The 15,987-nt window shown below is 44.7% G+C and carries 9 protein-coding genes; 4 read left to right on the top strand and 5 right to left on the bottom strand.

The genetic code is table 11. The features are described 5' to 3' along the window. Positions 1-21 precede the first annotated feature (21 nt). From JK628_RS08455 to JK628_RS08440, 4 genes are all read left to right on the top strand, one after another. Positions 22-1,515 carry a tryptophan halogenase family protein gene (locus JK628_RS08455; RefSeq protein WP_202289757.1) on the top strand — a complete coding sequence of 498 codons (1,494 nt, stop codon included), beginning with the start codon at positions 22-24 and terminating at the stop codon, positions 1,513-1,515. Between the two features lie 131 nt (positions 1,516-1,646). Continuing rightward, on the top strand, positions 1,647-2,360 hold the full coding sequence (locus JK628_RS08450; RefSeq protein WP_202289067.1) for a DUF6445 family protein: 714 nt from the start codon (positions 1,647-1,649) through the stop codon (positions 2,358-2,360). Positions 2,361-2,452: 92 nt separating this feature from the next. Further along, positions 2,453-5,041, top strand: coding sequence for a glycoside hydrolase family 3 C-terminal domain-containing protein (locus JK628_RS08445; protein WP_202289066.1), 2,589 nt, complete (start codon positions 2,453-2,455; stop codon positions 5,039-5,041). 313 nt (positions 5,042-5,354) lie between these two features. Continuing rightward, complete coding sequence (locus JK628_RS08440; RefSeq protein WP_202289065.1) at positions 5,355-6,821, top strand: capsule assembly Wzi family protein; 1,467 nt, start codon at positions 5,355-5,357, stop codon at positions 6,819-6,821. 532 nt (positions 6,822-7,353) lie between these two features. Here the strand turns inward: JK628_RS08440 and rfbD are convergent. The 5 genes from rfbD to JK628_RS08415 form a co-directional block, all read right to left on the bottom strand. Next, positions 7,354-8,499: a dTDP-4-dehydrorhamnose reductase gene (gene rfbD, locus JK628_RS08435; protein WP_202289064.1), complete on the bottom strand. Its 1,146-nt coding sequence runs from the start codon at positions 8,497-8,499 to the stop codon at positions 7,354-7,356. A gap of 143 nt (positions 8,500-8,642) precedes the next feature. Next, positions 8,643-9,389, bottom strand: coding sequence for a phosphatase (locus tag JK628_RS08430; protein ID WP_202289063.1), 747 nt, complete (start codon positions 9,387-9,389; stop codon positions 8,643-8,645). Positions 9,390-9,467: 78 nt separating this feature from the next. Continuing rightward, positions 9,468-10,958 (bottom strand): sigma-54-dependent transcriptional regulator, encoded by a 1,491-nt coding sequence (locus JK628_RS08425; protein WP_202289062.1) that lies wholly within the window; start codon positions 10,956-10,958, stop codon positions 9,468-9,470. A 209-nt stretch (positions 10,959-11,167) separates the two neighbouring features. Further along, the gene (locus JK628_RS08420; protein WP_202289061.1) at positions 11,168-14,812 is read right to left on the bottom strand and encodes a PAS domain S-box protein; all 3,645 of its coding nucleotides are present in this window, start codon (positions 14,810-14,812) and stop codon (positions 11,168-11,170) included. Then, positions 14,812-15,699, bottom strand: coding sequence for a phosphate/phosphite/phosphonate ABC transporter substrate-binding protein (locus JK628_RS08415; protein ID WP_202289060.1), 888 nt, complete (start codon positions 15,697-15,699; stop codon positions 14,812-14,814). The genes JK628_RS08420 and JK628_RS08415 overlap by 1 nt, the downstream gene beginning before the upstream one ends. Positions 15,700-15,987 lie beyond the last annotated feature (288 nt).

Here is a 15,987-nt window from a genome sequence, read left to right as displayed (position 1 = left end):
ATGATCAGAGAAGGACATATGATGAAAACTAAAAAACCCATAAAAAACATCGTCATTGCCGGTGGGGGCACCGCAGGTTGGATGGCGGCAGCGGCATTATCAAAACTGTTGGGGAAACACCTCAATATACGTTTAGTTGAGTCCGACGATATTCCCACCGTCGGCGTGGGTGAAGCCACCATCCCAACCCTGCATGTATTCCATCGCTTGCTCGGTATCAACGAACAAGAGTTTATGGCCGCCACCAACGCGACTTTTAAATTGGCGATCTCTTTTGAGAATTGGCGCGATGAAAATCAAGACTATCTACACTCTTTTGGATTTTTAGGTAAAGATTGCTGGGCCGCAGGCTTTCAGCACTTTTGGCTAAAAGGTCGAGAAAAAGGCATTGCCAGCGAGATAGGTGATTACTGCGCCGAACATCTAGCATCGCGTACCGGCAAGTTTGCCGTATTGCCGAACCAAGATCTGAATCACGCCTATCATCTCGATGCGGGGTTGTACGCTAAGTTTTTGCGTAAAATTGCTGAAAAGAGTGGAACCGTGCGCATTGAGGGCAAGATCACTGAGGTCAATCTTGATCGAGACAGCGGTGAGATAGAGAGTTTACAGCTCGCCTCGGGTCAATTAATCGAGGGCGACCTCTTTATTGACTGTACTGGCTTTAGAGGCTTACTCATTGAAGATGCCCTGCATACTGGCTTTGAAGACTGGTCACACTGGCTGCCTTGCGATAGCGCTATTGCAGTGCAAACCACGACCACCAGCACACCCGTTCCTTATACACGTTCAATAGCCCGTGAGTCGGGTTGGCAGTGGCGTATTCCATTGCAAAACAGAACCGGCAATGGTTTGGTATTTTGCAGCAAATACATGACTGATGAACAAGCAAAACAGTTACTACTCGAAAACATCGAGGGTGATCTGCTGACTCAACCTCGCGTGATCAAATACAAAACCGGTACTCGACGTAAACATTGGAACAAGAACTGCGTGGCAATTGGCCTTTCAAGCGGTTTTATTGAGCCACTTGAGTCCACCAGCATTCATCTTATCCAGCGCGGCATCGTGCGCTTAATGCAGATGTTTCCATCCCAAGGGTTGGTTCAAGCTGATATCGACGAATTTAATGCGCAAACCAAATTTGAAACCGATAACGTACGCGACTTTATTATCTTGCACTACCACGTCACCCAAAGACGTGACAGTAAGTTTTGGCGCTACTGTAGCAATATGCCAATACCTGAATCACTGGCACACCGATTAGCGATGTTTGAGGCAGCAGCCAAAGTATACAAGTATCCCAATGAGTTATTTGGTGAAAGCTCATGGATCCAAGTCATGCTTGGTCAAGGCATAGCGCCTAAACAGTATCATCCGATTGTCGATATGATGGAGGATGAAGAACTAAAAGCATTCTTGGGTAATATCAAGAGTGTGGTGAAGCGTAAAAATGAAAACCTACCTCATCATTACGACTTTATTCAGCACTACTGCAAGTCGCTGATGATGTAAGCCATAAAGTATCAGCAGCCCTACCGCTCACATGGTTAGGGCGCTGTTTGAGCTTGAACGTAAAACTAATTAGTTTAGCGCTTTAAAACGGCCAGGTTTTTCTCAAAAGATGGCTAAGTGGGAAAATTAATATGCAGCAGAATATGATTACGGTTAACCCCGTCGCTAAGCCAAACATTGTCTTGATAGGTACTGAGAAAACACCGGTTGTCATTATCGATGACTTTGCTCTAAGCACTGACGGTATTAATGCTTACGCAGCAGACCATGCCGACTTTAAAGCAGACCGCAATTCATATTACCCAGGTATTCGTGCAGCCTTGCCGCGTGAGTATGTTAAAGCTGTCATTGATGCCGTATACCAAGGTATTTACCAGTGCTACAAGATCCCGCATCAGCTGAGATTGAAGCCACAAAGCCTGTTTCTGTCTCTTATAACGCAGGAAGAAAGCAAGCTAACAGCACTGCAAAAAATGCCACACTTTGATACGCCAAAGCCCTATCACTTTGCTATTTTGCATTACCTCAACCCAAATCAGCATGGACCAACCGGTTTTTTTCGTCATCGACCGACCCAGTGGGAACGGATAACAGCGCAGCGCTGTCAGCCCTATTTTGATGCAGCGCAGCTGCATATAGAGGTAAATGGTGAACCAAAAAAGGGGTACTGCACTGAGAGCGATCATCATTTTGACCTATACGAGCAGATAGAATACCGCCCGAACAGGCTAGTGATTTATCCCGGCAATTTACTACACTCCAGCATAGTGAAACCAGCTCAGGATATAGACTCAAACCCAAATACAGGCCGACTTACTGCCAATATATTCATCGATTTTAAGTGATATAACCGCATGAGATAACGCTCTTTGTTACTTTATCGCTATTAACCCATTTAACTCGAACGATACGTCAACAAACTAATATGGAATTTAGAATGAAGCGTCCCACCACTTTTGCCATAGCCTTGAGCAGCCTTTTTGTTAGCGCCCCACTTTTTGCCGCAGAGGTACCAGCATCCAAACTGACTATTTATGACGAAGTGGGCCTTATAGAGCCAACTCGTCCATTGTTACAACAACGTTTGGATCTGGTTGAACAGACCATTAAAACGCTCATTCCGCAAATGACCCTAGCAGAGAAGGTATCTTTAGTGCATGCCAATGGCAAGTTCACGACGGCAGCGATTGAGCGCCTTGGGATCCATGAGATGTGGTTATCCGATGGTCCACACGGTGTACGTCATGAAATTGAACGCGACAGTTGGAACTCAGCAAATTGGAGCAGCGATTACTCGACTTACCTGCCCGTGTTAACCGCCGTTGCTGCTAGCTGGAATACCGATATGGCGACCTTACATGGCGCAGTACTTGGCAGTGAAGCACGCCATCGCGGCAAAGATCTGATCCTTGGCCCGGGGGTAAACTTAGCCCGCCTGCCGCTGTATGGCCGCAATTTTGAATATTTGGGTGAAGATCCTTACTTAGCCTCAAAACTGGTTGTACCGCAAATTAAAGCCATTCAAAAGAATGATGTTGCTGCCACCATCAAACATTTCGCATTAAACACCCAGGAGCTAAATCGAACCGGGGTTAATGCAAAGCCTGATGAGCGCACCTTACGAGAGGTATACCTGCCAGCTTTTGAAGCTGCGGTAAAACAAGCAAACGTTTATGCAATGATGGGAGCTTACAATGAATTCAGAGGGACTAACGCCAACCAAAGCAAGCATTTGGTTATGGATATTCTAAAAGGTGAATGGGATTACAAGGGTCTTCTCGTTACCGATTGGAACGTCGATATCAATACTGTTGATGCAGCAATCAATGGACTCGACCTTGAAATGGGCACAGATGTGCCAAATTACAAAGATTACTATCTCGCTGAGCCACTGATTAAAATGATTAACGCTGGCAAGGTGCCAGTGGCCGCACTAGATGACAAGGTCGCACGCATACTGAGAGTGCAGCTAAGTATCGGCATGATGGACAATCACCGTCTTGCAGGTCAACGAAATATCACTGCTCACAGAGTGGCTTCCAGACGGATTGCAGCAGAGGGCATAGTACTGCTCAAAAACAGCCGCAACGTGTTGCCGTTAGATCAGAGCAACGTTAGCAATATTTTAGTATTAGGTCCAAACCTTGATAAAAAGCATGGGCAAGGAGGTGGCTCCTCAGAAGTAAAATCCCTTTATGAGATCACCCCTTTACAAGCCCTCAGAGATAAGCTTGGTGAGAAAGTAAATATCACCGTTATGCGCGCGCAAAGCAGTAAGTTAGCACCTATTAGCAACGACTATTTAGCCACGAGACATTGGACTGGAACCCCCTCATGGAACATCAGCTATTTTAGTGATGACAGCCGCCAAAAACTCATCAATGAATCATGGATAGCCGACTCCGAGTTCAAACCCTCAAGCTTTACGGCAAAAGATGCTCAGCAATTTATTACCATGAAAGCGGCCATAAAGCCCCTTGAATCAGGTGTGCATACCTTAAAATTGACAGCTAAAGGCAAGATTAATATTACAATCGATGGTAACCCTGTCCTGCTATATGAGGGGGACTCAGAAGAGCTGTTAACTAAAAACATCTCGCTGCTGAAAGATACAGATTACCAGTTCGAAATCGAATATAACGGCACTGATGGTTATACCTTAGGCTGGGATACTCCCAATAAACTGTTTAATAGTGAAACTGAATACCTCAGTGCTGCCAACAAAGCAGATGCTGTGATCTACTTTGGTGGCCTGAGCCATAGTGATGACAGAGAATCAATTGATAGAGCCAATTTAATTTTACCCAATCAGCAAGATGAGATGATTGCTAAGCTCATTGATGCTAACCCAAATACTATTGTGTTTCTGACCGCTGGCAGCGCCGTTGAAATGCCCTGGAAAGACGACGCCTCAACCATTGTTTGGAACTCCTATAGCGGCATGGAGGGCGGGCATGCTGTGGCCGATATGCTGTTTGGTGATGTGAACCCCAGTGGCAAAATGCCCTTTACCCTGCCGCAAAGTCTTGCCGATACAGCCCCTATAGCGCTCAACGATTACAATGCCACCGAGTCACTCTACTCTGAAGGGGTATTTATTGGACATCGCTGGTTTGAGCAGCAAAATATAAAACCACTGTTTAGTTTCGGTCATGGTTTGTCTTACACCAACTTCACCCTCAGTGATATTAAGCTATCTGCACCCAGCATCAATGAGGAAGAAACTCTCACCGTTTCAGTCACTGTTAGCAATATCGGAAAATTAGCCGGAGCAGAAGTGGTACAACTCTATCTGCGTGATAAAAAAGCGAGTGTCGAGCGCCCCGAAAAAGAGCTCAAAGGCTTCGCCAAAGTGATGCTACAGCCTGGTGAAAGCAAACAAGTGAGTATGCAACTGACCCAACGGGATCTGTCGTTCTGGGATGAAAAAGCAAATGATTGGTTGGCAGAAGCGGGTGAGTTTGAAGTTCTATTAGGCACCAGTTTAGATTACATCCATCTGCGAGAGACTTTTACTCTCGATTAAACTTAGTAACTAATCTTATCAAGTACTCTTAGTAATATTGCTGAGAGTACTTACTAAAATACTCTCATTTTGAGTGAATTATAGAAAATAACCTTATTTCCCCCATAGAAAAAGCAGTCTGCAGTCTAAAAGCTGAGTCATTCCGCCTACAGTCAACCTCCTATTCACTGTTTATATGGTAATAGTCAACAATATGAATAATTGGCTAACCAATTGATCGTTATTAGTGCTTATTTTGAATAACAAATCACTCTAGACTGTTAGCCTATAGCGAAATACTCTAGAATGCGCTTCATTGACATAAGGGATCCCAATGAAACTCAAATTATTAGCAGGACTTTTTCTTTTCGGTTGTAGCTCAGTGCAAGCAGCATGGTGGGTTGAACCGACTGACTTGGCACTTAGAGCCGACATCCAACTACTTTCCGATACGGGTGTTATTGTCCAACCCATTACCACCTACCCTTTGATGTGGGATGGATTAAAAGAAGATTTAGATAAAGCCGAGCCGGCTGAACTTTCAAATATTCAACGCAGTGCTTTTGACAGAGTTAATCGTGCCTACGATAAAGACCATCGGGCATTTAGCACCAAGGTTGAACTTGCTGGCGCAACCGACACCACTCGTTTCATCGGCTTTGGCCAAGACTATCGCGATAAAGGCGAAGGGAGTGTGAGTGCTGAAGTCACCCAAGACTGGTTCAGTGGCCGTCTATCAGCCAGCTATCATGTAGATCCTATTGATGGAAACAGCACCCGTTTAGACGACAGTTTTGCCGCTGTTATGTTAGGCAACTGGATTGTCAGTGCCGGTGCGCAACAAAAATACTGGGGACCAGGTTGGGACAGTGGACTCATTCAAACTACCAATGCCAGACCGATGCCCGGTGTGACCTTAAGCCGAAATAACAGTCAAGCATTTGAAACGCCTTGGCTTAACTGGATCGGCCCTTGGACCTTTACCACTGCATTTAGCCAGATGGAAAGTGACCGTTACGTGCCAGAGACTAAACATTGGGGCGCACGCGGTACCCTAAGACCAATTTCGAAATTGGAAGTGGGCTTTTCATGGACCATGCAGTGGGGCGGCGAAGGTTACGGTAATAGCCTTAGCGATTGGTGGGACGGACTATTTAATGGTGGCAAGCATGAAGGTGAGCTTGAAAATGGTCAAGAAAATATGCTGGCAGGCTACGATTTCCGCTGGTCAGACACCGCCTTTGGTATCCCTTACGGGATCTACTACGAGCGTACCCATGAAGACTATCACAATGGTAAAAACAAACTGATCAATGCAGCCAATATGGGCGGTATCGATTTTGTGTTAAGCGATTTAAATACTCGGGTATTTTTAGAGTACTCAGATACCAAGGTATCTTGTGGCATTGACCCACAAAAGTATAACTGCCTCTACGAACATGGATTTTACAAGAGTGGCTATCGTTATTATGGCCGCAGTTTAGGTAGCACTTATGATAATGACTCTGAAACTCTGGTTGTAGGCGGCATTACCCAATTAGGTGGAGGTCAAAACATTACCAATAAACTACGTTGGTTACGCCTCAATACCGATGGCATTGACACCGGTAATGTTGATGGTGGCAATCCTGTTTCACCAGGTGAGTATGAGCGGGTATACCAATATGACACTAGTTACCATAGACCCTTTTATGAAGGCACCTTAAAAGTCGGTGGCACCGTTAGTTACAGTGAATATGTCACCTCTGGCGGCAACGACTGGGATGCGACACTTTATGCCGGTTGGGAGCGTAGTTTTTAAGTTCAGCATAGGTTCTAGGCTCTAGGTTCTAGGAAAGACGGTAAAATCTTAGACGAACGGCCTACAGCCTTACAGCACGCGACTTCGTCACTACGGAACGCTTCGCTTACGGTAAAAACTAGGAAAGAGCGAAGCGACGGCATAAATGCCGACCTACTTTAAAAGAAGGTTCTAGATGCTAGCATAAAATCAGCATAAAAAGCCGAATGGTGTTTTCTGTTGATCTCCTAGCAGGACGTAGTCCGTCCTAGCTGGGAGCTTGCGAACGTCCTAGTTCCTAGGACCTTCTCAGCTTTCAGATACGGTAAAATCTTAGACGAACGGCCTACAGCCTTATAGCGCGCGACTTCGTCACTACGGAACGCTTCGCTTACGGTAAAAACTAGGAAAGAGCGAAGCGACGGCATAAATGCCGACCTACTTTAAAAGAAGGTTCTAGATGCTAGCATAAAATCAGCATAAAAAGCCGAATGGTGTTTTCTGTTGATCTCCTAGCAGTGAGCTGGCGAACGTCCTAGTACCTAGGACCTTCTCAGCTGTCAGGTAGATTCTGGGACCTTCTTTGACAGTCAAGCATAGCCTTTAGCTGTTGTTGCCATTTAGCATTAAGTAAACTCCCTTGTAAGCCCCCTAAATGTTGGCACAGTTTTTTAATATTTAGAGCACTTTTCGATGGCCTTTTAGCTAGCGGTTTTTCATGCAATGCTTGCCAAGATTTGGCGCTAATTGACTTAATTTGGCAATGGCTAACGCCTAACGCATTTTTCGCGGAAGAGGGAACAGGCAAAAGTTTATCTGACTCTAATGCCATTAATCGCTGGATCTCTTTGGCAAATTCAAACCATGAACAAGTGTTTGCAGCAGCGTAATGGTATAAATTGCTTGCTCCTGTATCAGGATCCCCCTCATTATCTGTAATGTCCGCTTGGCTTGTACTCAGAGCATTTAAGCTCACAACCTCTTTGTGTATTATTAGCTTAAAAATCACTACGGCTAGCGCTTCACTCCAAGTCGGACTGCCATATTGATCCCCGATAACCGATAATTTATCCTTAACCGCGAATAACCCCAGCATAGTGTTGACAAAGTTATGCCCCGAGCAACTATAAAGCCAAGCAGTTCGAATAATACTTGCCTGAGCTCCCAACACTTGCTGTACGGACTGCTCGCCCGCCAGCTTACTTTTGCCATAAACAGATAGCGGAGATGGACTATCACTCTCATCATAAGCGCAGCCCTTATTGCCGGCAAAAACAAAGTCCGTCGAGATATGGATTAGCTTTACCCCATTTTTCTTACATTGTAATCCAAGTAACTCAGGCCCAATTGCATTGACTTGATAGGCAGTATCCACATCTAACAGCGCTTTATCGACAGCATTATAGGCCGCGCAGTTAATCAGCACATCTGGCTTTATTTGCTTAAAAGCGGCAGCGATTGATGTGGAGTTGCAGATATCTAACAGCTGGCGATCCAATATAAACACCTCATCTAGCGGACTTAAACAACTCGATGCTTCAGGTAAAACAGCGAGCAATGCCCGTTTAAGGTCGGTGTTAATAGCGCCAGCACTTTGGTCATCAAACGGGCTCGCTTTAACCTGAGCACCACTGATGTTTGCTATCAATGCTAAGGACTGCGCTAGCTGCCCGTTACCACCTGTAACCAATATTTTCATCAAAAAATTCACTAAAGTTGTTGCATTGTCAGCGGTTAATTAACCGATTTGATTACACTATTACTAACAATATCTATTTGAGCACCGAGCAAAAAGAGTGGCCCATTAACGGTCATCGCTAACAGCCATCATTTAACGTAAGTTTACTCAATTAAAGCGGAGTACTCGTCCAGTGATGTATGACCTCGAGCAGATAGAAAACACAGCAGGGCTTCAGGACTACGATTAAGTAAACGCTCTATTGGAAACTCTGCTTGCTCAATAACTTCGATCGCTTTTTCAAAACCACCTAAGCTAAAGGCAACGTGAGAGTCAGAGCCCATCACCAATAGCCCACCAGCTTCTTTTACGGCATTAGCAATTGCAATGCAGTTACCTTTACTGCCTTTTCTGGAGGTCAAAAAAGAGGAGTTATTGATCTCTAACGCGACATTGTTTTTGGCGGCGGCAACAGCCACTTTTTTAATATCAATCGGGTATGCGGGGTTGCCCGGATGACTAATAATGTCGACATTACCGCCCTCAATACAGTTTATCAGTGCAGCAGTGTGAGCCTCTTTTGTCGATGGCGGTAACACTGGTTCATGAAACCCTGCCAACACGATATCGAGCTCTTGCAGATAGTCGCCAAAAAAGTCGATGTCACCCTGCTGATTTTTTATATTAGCTTCGATACCACGCAACACACCAACACCATCAACAATCCGCGGTAAAACCCGCATATTAACAAAATGCCAAAAATGCGGTGCGTCAGCCATATCAGGCCCATGATCGGTAATGGCAAATAACTTGATGCCTTTCTCTTTCGCAACCCTAAGGTAATCATGCACAGTGCTATAAGCATGGGTTGAAGCTATGGTATGAGCGTGAGTATCGACGAGAAACTTCATGATTAGTCTCATTCTTAAAAACAAAAAGAGTAGACATGTAGTCTACTCCGATACAGGTGGTTTCTCTATGTTCTATACCTAACCTTCTTGAGTTAAGCTACTCTCCAGCTCTTCCCAGCTCTGTCGTTTTCGATAGATTGTCGAGGCACTAATATCCAACAATGCCGCCGCCTTAGGTACATTGCCACCACAAAAATCAATCGCATCTTCAATAGTCTGCTTCTCGGAGATCCATAACGGAACGATATCGACTGCTGTTTGTGATGCTAGCGGCTCAGTTCCTCCGCCCTCAACTTCTACAACCTCATTAACCGCCGAGTGACCATTCCCCCCCGTAAAGGGCGTTGCTTTAGTTTGAACTTGAGGCGTTATATGTTTAACATTATTATCGGCGCTGACTTGCATAGGTAACATATCAAGCTCTACCGTATCAGTATCATTAAGCACCACCACTTGCCTAATCACATTCTGCAGCTGTCTTACATTGCCTGGCCATCGATAATTTTTAAGGCATTGCTTAGTGGCAGAGCTAAAGCCTTTAAATTGCTTACCCTCTTCCTTGTTGTACTCTTGAAGCAATTTATTGGCTAATAGAATAATATCTTTACCGCGCATTCTTAACGGTGGCAGTTCAATGGGGATAACATGTAATCGATAAAATAGATCTTCCCTAAAGCGGCCTGCTTTCACTTCATCCCAAGGAGTGCGGTTAGTCGCACTAACAAAACGTACGTCAACTTTCTCCTCTTTAGTGCCCCCCACGCGTTGAAAAACACCGGTCTGAATAAAACGTAGTAACTTACTTTGCAGCTCTAAATCCATTTCGCAGATTTCATCAAGAAACAGCGTACCTTTGTGGGCGCGAGTAGCCGCACCATCACGGTTAGCAATAGCGCCGGTAAAGGCCCCTTTGGTGTGGCCAAAAATTTCACTCTCGATGAGATCTTTAGGAATTGAGGCACAGTTTAAGGCAACAAAAGCTTCATCGCGGCGGCTACCGGCATGATGAATCGCATGTGCGCAAACTTCTTTGCCGGTGCCACTTTCGCCCACGATAAAAGCGGATGCCTTGCTATTTGCTACGCAGTCGATTGTTTTGTACACGGTTTGCATCGCAAGCGACTCACCGATAAACCCCATATAATGAGGTTTGGGTAAACTGCTTTCATATTTAGCGACCAAGTTAACCAGTTGTCGCTGCTTGAGGGCATTGCGGACGGTAATGGATAGACGCTTGGCGTCGAATGGCTTCACCAAAAAATCAAAAGCACCCGCTCGCATAGCATCGACCGCCAGATCAATGGTGCCATGCGCGGTGATCATGATGACGGTAATAGCTGGATACTGTTGCTGAACAATATCAAGAATCTCCATACCGGACATATCGGGAAGTTTAATATCTAAAACTAGTAGATCCGGTTGCCACTGCTTCAACTCGTTTAGCGCATCCTCACCATGATTAACATGAGTGACTTTTGCTCCATCGGCACGTAAGTATTCGGTGTATAACGCTCCGAGCGACATGCTATCTTCTACAAGCAGTGTGGTGAACGAGCTTGTTATATCCATATAAGAGTCACCTATTACCTATTTATCATTAACGAAGCTGAATACGCTTTCATTATCGAATGTAAAGTCTAGCAGTTATCTTGCATATGATTTTATTAAGGGTATGACCATTAACTGCAATAGACGCAAGTACCAAGGACAGTGTCTAAAGTCCATTTAATTCCCACTGAAACCTGCACTTTCAAGTGGCTTGGGTAGAGGTCGAGAAACTATCCTACGCGAGATTTAAATACCTGCAACGTTTGCTCGCCCGTTTCAATGACATGACTAAGTAACTGCGGTACTTGATTAATATCACCTTCTTTAGCACTTAATTCAAGCGCTTTTGCTGCCGCACTTAATGCTTTAGCACCAAAACTGCCAGCACTGCTTTTTAAGGTGTGAGCCTGTATATCAGCTTCGCCTAAATCGCATTCACCCTGTGACTGACAGGATTTTAGTAGTGACCGCAATATATCGAGTCGCTCCTCAGCCTCATCTATAAAAACAGTGAACATTCTTGCCATCGCCTCCTCTCCAAGCATACTGGTTAGCTCTTCAAGTGTGGTTTCATCGAGTATGCCACTGCAGTTCTCTTCAGTAACATCGTTTGCTGCATGCTGCTCTAGCTGATGTTTTTCAGACAAACGTGGTTCCTCTACTTGCTGGCAGTCTTGATTGGCTTCATTATTAATTGTAGCCGTAAAAACAGGCTGTGATGCTGACCATTTTGATTCAATGCTCTCGTTTAGAGCATCATCAATTTGAATAGAGGGCGTATGCTTGGCTGAATTAGCTTTAAGCGGATCGTTATACCCAGCAGCGATAGTTTTACCACTGCGACCCCCTTGCTGATTTACATGATAAGACACTTGACCTGCAAATGTGTCCTTTACCACCCATCGATTAACCGCTTTAATGAGTTGCGCTCTGTTGACGGGTTTAGGCACAAAGTCTTTCATCCCCGCATTCATACATAACTCTACATCCTCTTTTTGCACGTTGGCGGTCATAGCTATGATGAGCTGATGCGGATTGTGCAGTAATATATGTTCGGTGGCTTCGATACCATCCATCTCTGGCATTCTCATGTCCATTAAAATCAATGCATAATCCTTGCTCGCCGCCATAGCTACAGCTTCTTTACCATTATTAGCTATCTCAACATCGAAGCCCGCTTTATTTAATAGCGCACTAGCAACCATCTGATTTGCGGGGCTGTCTTCGGCCAACAAGATGGGCAATGTTGTTTGGCTTTCATTCATCAATATATCTTCGGCGCTGGTTAACTCAGTATTTAAGCGATGTTCCCCACTGAGCATGGCAAGCATCATATCTCTGCTTAGCGGTTTGTTAACGACTTGCTCAAGACCGACCTCTGCCAACAATTTTGACGCTTCAGGGACTACAACCGTCATTAGCGCCGCCATTAACGCTTCATCATAAAGATAAGACTGTTTAATCTCTTTAGCCTGTTGCACTGTGAGATCGACAAGACAGCGTTCATCAATCAGTACAAGGTTAAAACGAGCTTGCGCTTTTAATACATTGAAGATGTTCTCAACACTATCGACGCATATTACATTTACCCCATATTGCTTATATTGCTTTTCAAATAATTCACAGTAAGTCGCATTAGGGTGCACCAGTAGCACCTGATCATCACGAGGCGGGTGAGCAGATAACGGCACATCAGCTTCGTCTAGCTCAAGTTTGACGTCAAAGCTAAAACAGCTCCCTTCGCCTTGTTCACTCTTGAGCGCAATAGAACCCTCCATACGTGTGATAATTTCTGCGCAGATAGCTAAACCCAGCCCGGTACCGCTATAGTTAGTATTGTACTCATCATGAACCTGACTAAACTCCTTAAATAGCGTGCTCTGCGCTTCCTGGCTAATACCAATACCTTGGTCCGATACGGTACAGCATAGCTGCACCTTACTTGAGGTACTTTCAAGCAGCCACATCTCTACGGCCACACAACCACCGGATGAAAATTTAATTGCATTGTCGACTAAGTTTTGCAGCACTTGGCGTAAGCGCTGACCATCACCAATAAGACTTTCAGGGACATTACAATTGACAAAGCTTGCTAGAGTAACCCCTTTATCTTGCGCTTTAGGTGACAAAATTTGTAGCACCTGACTAACTAGCTTCGCTGCTGAAAAAGTGCTTTTTTCCAACAACATCTGCCCAGCTTCAATTTTAGAGAAATCCAAAATATCGGTAATCGTGCTTAGTAGTGCTGTGCCCGCTTCTTTTGCCGTATTAGCATAAATACGCTGCTCTTTATTTAGGCGCGAATCCAGCATCAACTCTACGCTGCCCAGAACAGCATTGAGTGGTGAGCGAATTTCGTGACTCATGGTGGCTAGAAAACGCGATTTAGCTTTACTGCCTTGCTCCGCTTGTTCCTTAGCGAGTTGAAGCTGAGTTTCATGCTCTATTCGCTTTGAAATATCGCGAATAAACGCAGTCAGTAGCATCTCCTCTCCTAGCTGAACCGGAACTAATGTAATCTCAATTGGAAGGGACTGCCCATCAAAGCGAGTCGCAAACATTTCGGTGGCATTTTTAAATGCTTTTCCAGCCCCAGTGCGGCGGTACTCCTCTAAAATTTCGCGAAAGGCTACTTGCGCCTCGCCTTTAAACAAGCAGGTCTCCATTATCTCACCGACCAAAGCCTGTGAATGGGCGTGGAACATCAAACAAGCGGACTCATTTACCTCTTGAATTTCACCTGTGATGTCGATGGTGATGAGTGCATCTTTACTGCCTTCTAATGTGGCTAATAGAATTGACTCTGTACGTTGGGCAGCGCCCTCTGCACGTTTTACATCACTAAGATCTTTCACTAATCCTAAAAACAGTAGTTCGCCATCGAGTACCATTTTTGAGATTGACAGCTCAATAGGAAACAATCCACCAGCTTTATGCTGCGCCATTAACTCTCGACCTTTGCCTATAACTTTAGCATCGCCACTCTCTAGGTACTTGCGGATATAACCGTCATGCATCTGTCGTTCTGATAGTGGCAAAAGTAACGATACATTCTCGCCTAATAGCTCACTCTCTTTATAACCAAAAAGCCGACTAACAGCCGGATTAACTTCGTTGATTTCACCGCGAGTATTAATAATAATATAGCCATCTAAAGCGGTGCCTAAAATAGTGCTCAAGCGTGTATTTGCATTTTCAAGCGCATGAGTTTTCATATCAATCTGCTCAACCATCAGGTTAAAAGCATGCGCTGCTTGACCTATTTCGTCATTTGATGTTACCGCTAACTTAACCTGTTTTTCACCTGAAAATACTCGAGTAGAAGCCGATTTTAGTTGCAGTAAATTGCGGGTTAGATAGTGACCCAATAACCAAGAAAAAAGCGCCACGAGAATCATCTCTAAGGCGGCAATAAATAGAAACCGCTTAGTAGCATCGGCAATAAAGAGTTCCAATTTAGACACCTCGACCCCAAGCTCTACTCTGCCGTAAACAATCCCTGACTCGGCTACCATAGCTTCAATATCTAAAATACCATCATCTACATTTGTCACCGTGCTATCACGTGCGGCAAGGTGAACTTCATCAACTCCGCCAGCGGTAACTAGAAGGTCATCTATATTAAAAACACTGACATACAGTACTTGATTGGTCGCAATCAGCTCATTCGCCAAGTTACTCAAAGTGGATAAGTCGGTGCTCAACACCGCATCTTTTGCCGCCGCCGCAAATAATGAAGCAATTGATTGCGCCCGTTTTTCAATTTCAGACTCATTCGATGACTTCAGATAACCGATACTGGTGTACACCAGCAGCATTAACAGCAAGCCTTCAATAATCGCAATGCCAAGAATGGTTTTTAGTCTAAACGACATTAATGACCCTCCTTTAATGGAATTGATAGCTCACCAAGCTTTAATGCTCGAACATCATCCCAGTCACTATCACTCGCGGGGTTCAATGCGCTAAAACCAAGCGTATTGAGCAAAGCCAGACCTTGCTGCGACTCAGATAAAGCCGCTAGCTGGTCGACAAGTATGTTACGCGTGCTCTGTGACACTCGCGGATGCACGGCAATCGCGTGGGGAGTGTAACCAGGCGTGGTCCAAAGAATACGCAGCTTAGACTTTGTCTCAGCGGGCAAATTATTGAATGTTCTGCCTACCCCGCCGCCTGCTTTAAATAGCCCTTTCGATACCCCTAAATAGACAGAATCATGGGAGCCGACAAACTTAGCCGAAAAGTCTATATTGCGTTGTTTTAAGTTTGCTCTGGGGATCATGCTGGCAGCAAATGCCCCTGGTGCAGGGAACGCGATAGTTTTTCCAGACAAAGCCTCGAGATTGTTATATGCCGCATCTTTTGCAACCACAATGATGCCTCTAAGCTTTTTGTCTTGCTCTTTAGCAAGAACCTGATAACCCAGCGATTGATTAAACTGCACGTAGTGGTACGGGTTCATATATGCAACGTCATACTCCCCTTTCGCAAGCCTTGCTTCGAAAGTAGGGATATCTGGCGCTGTTGCAAAACGCAAATCAAGCTTTGCATTTTGCGACACTTCAGCCAACAGCGGTCCCCAAGCTCTAGCCAATGTACTCGCCGCTTGCTGAGGCACAACACCAAATACCAGTGTTTCAGTAGAGCCATGGCGCTCAACCTCAGCTGTGCTGGTCTGCGCGAAGAACAATAGCAAGCTAGCGATCACTATTTTTAAGCCCAGCATTAAATCTACTTTGTCTTTATAGAAGAGTGAAAACATGCCGTTCTATCCTTGATTTGAAACAATTTGCGGTTGATTAATACCAGCAATAAGCACGCCAAGATTAACAAAAGCCGAAATCAACCAGCACATTTAGAAATATCCATCTATGACAAGTACTTATTGATAATAGATGTAGATTCTCAATATGGAACAGCGATTCGCAATTTGCAACAGTCTCACAATAAAATGGCTATTAGGCTAGAGTTCAAAAAACCATTTAAAACACAATAACTAATGTATACAGGTAGATAGGAGAAAGTAAGTGACGGTGGCATAGTGCTTGCT

Source organism: Shewanella sp. KX20019, assembly GCF_016757755.1.
Classification (GTDB): domain Bacteria; phylum Pseudomonadota; class Gammaproteobacteria; order Enterobacterales; family Shewanellaceae; genus Shewanella.
Note: the sequence above shows the minus strand (reverse complement) of the source record. Positions and strands in the feature narration are given on the sequence as shown.

Coding starts and splice junctions, on each gene's coding strand:
- JK628_RS08430 (WP_202289063.1), bottom strand. CDS start 9,389: ATGAAGTTTCTCGTCGATACTCACGCTCATACCATAGCTTCAACCCAT.
- JK628_RS08450 (WP_202289067.1), top strand. CDS start 1,647: ATGCAGCAGAATATGATTACGGTTAACCCCGTCGCTAAGCCAAACATT.
- JK628_RS08455 (WP_202289757.1), top strand. CDS start 22: ATGAAAACTAAAAAACCCATAAAAAACATCGTCATTGCCGGTGGGGGC.
- JK628_RS08425 (WP_202289062.1), bottom strand. CDS start 10,958: ATGGATATAACAAGCTCGTTCACCACACTGCTTGTAGAAGATAGCATG.
- JK628_RS08440 (WP_202289065.1), top strand. CDS start 5,355: ATGAAACTCAAATTATTAGCAGGACTTTTTCTTTTCGGTTGTAGCTCA.
- JK628_RS08420 (WP_202289061.1), bottom strand. CDS start 14,812: ATGTCGTTTAGACTAAAAACCATTCTTGGCATTGCGATTATTGAAGGC.
- JK628_RS08445 (WP_202289066.1), top strand. CDS start 2,453: ATGAAGCGTCCCACCACTTTTGCCATAGCCTTGAGCAGCCTTTTTGTT.
- rfbD (WP_202289064.1), bottom strand. CDS start 8,499: ATGAAAATATTGGTTACAGGTGGTAACGGGCAGCTAGCGCAGTCCTTA.
- JK628_RS08415 (WP_202289060.1), bottom strand. CDS start 15,699: ATGTTTTCACTCTTCTATAAAGACAAAGTAGATTTAATGCTGGGCTTA.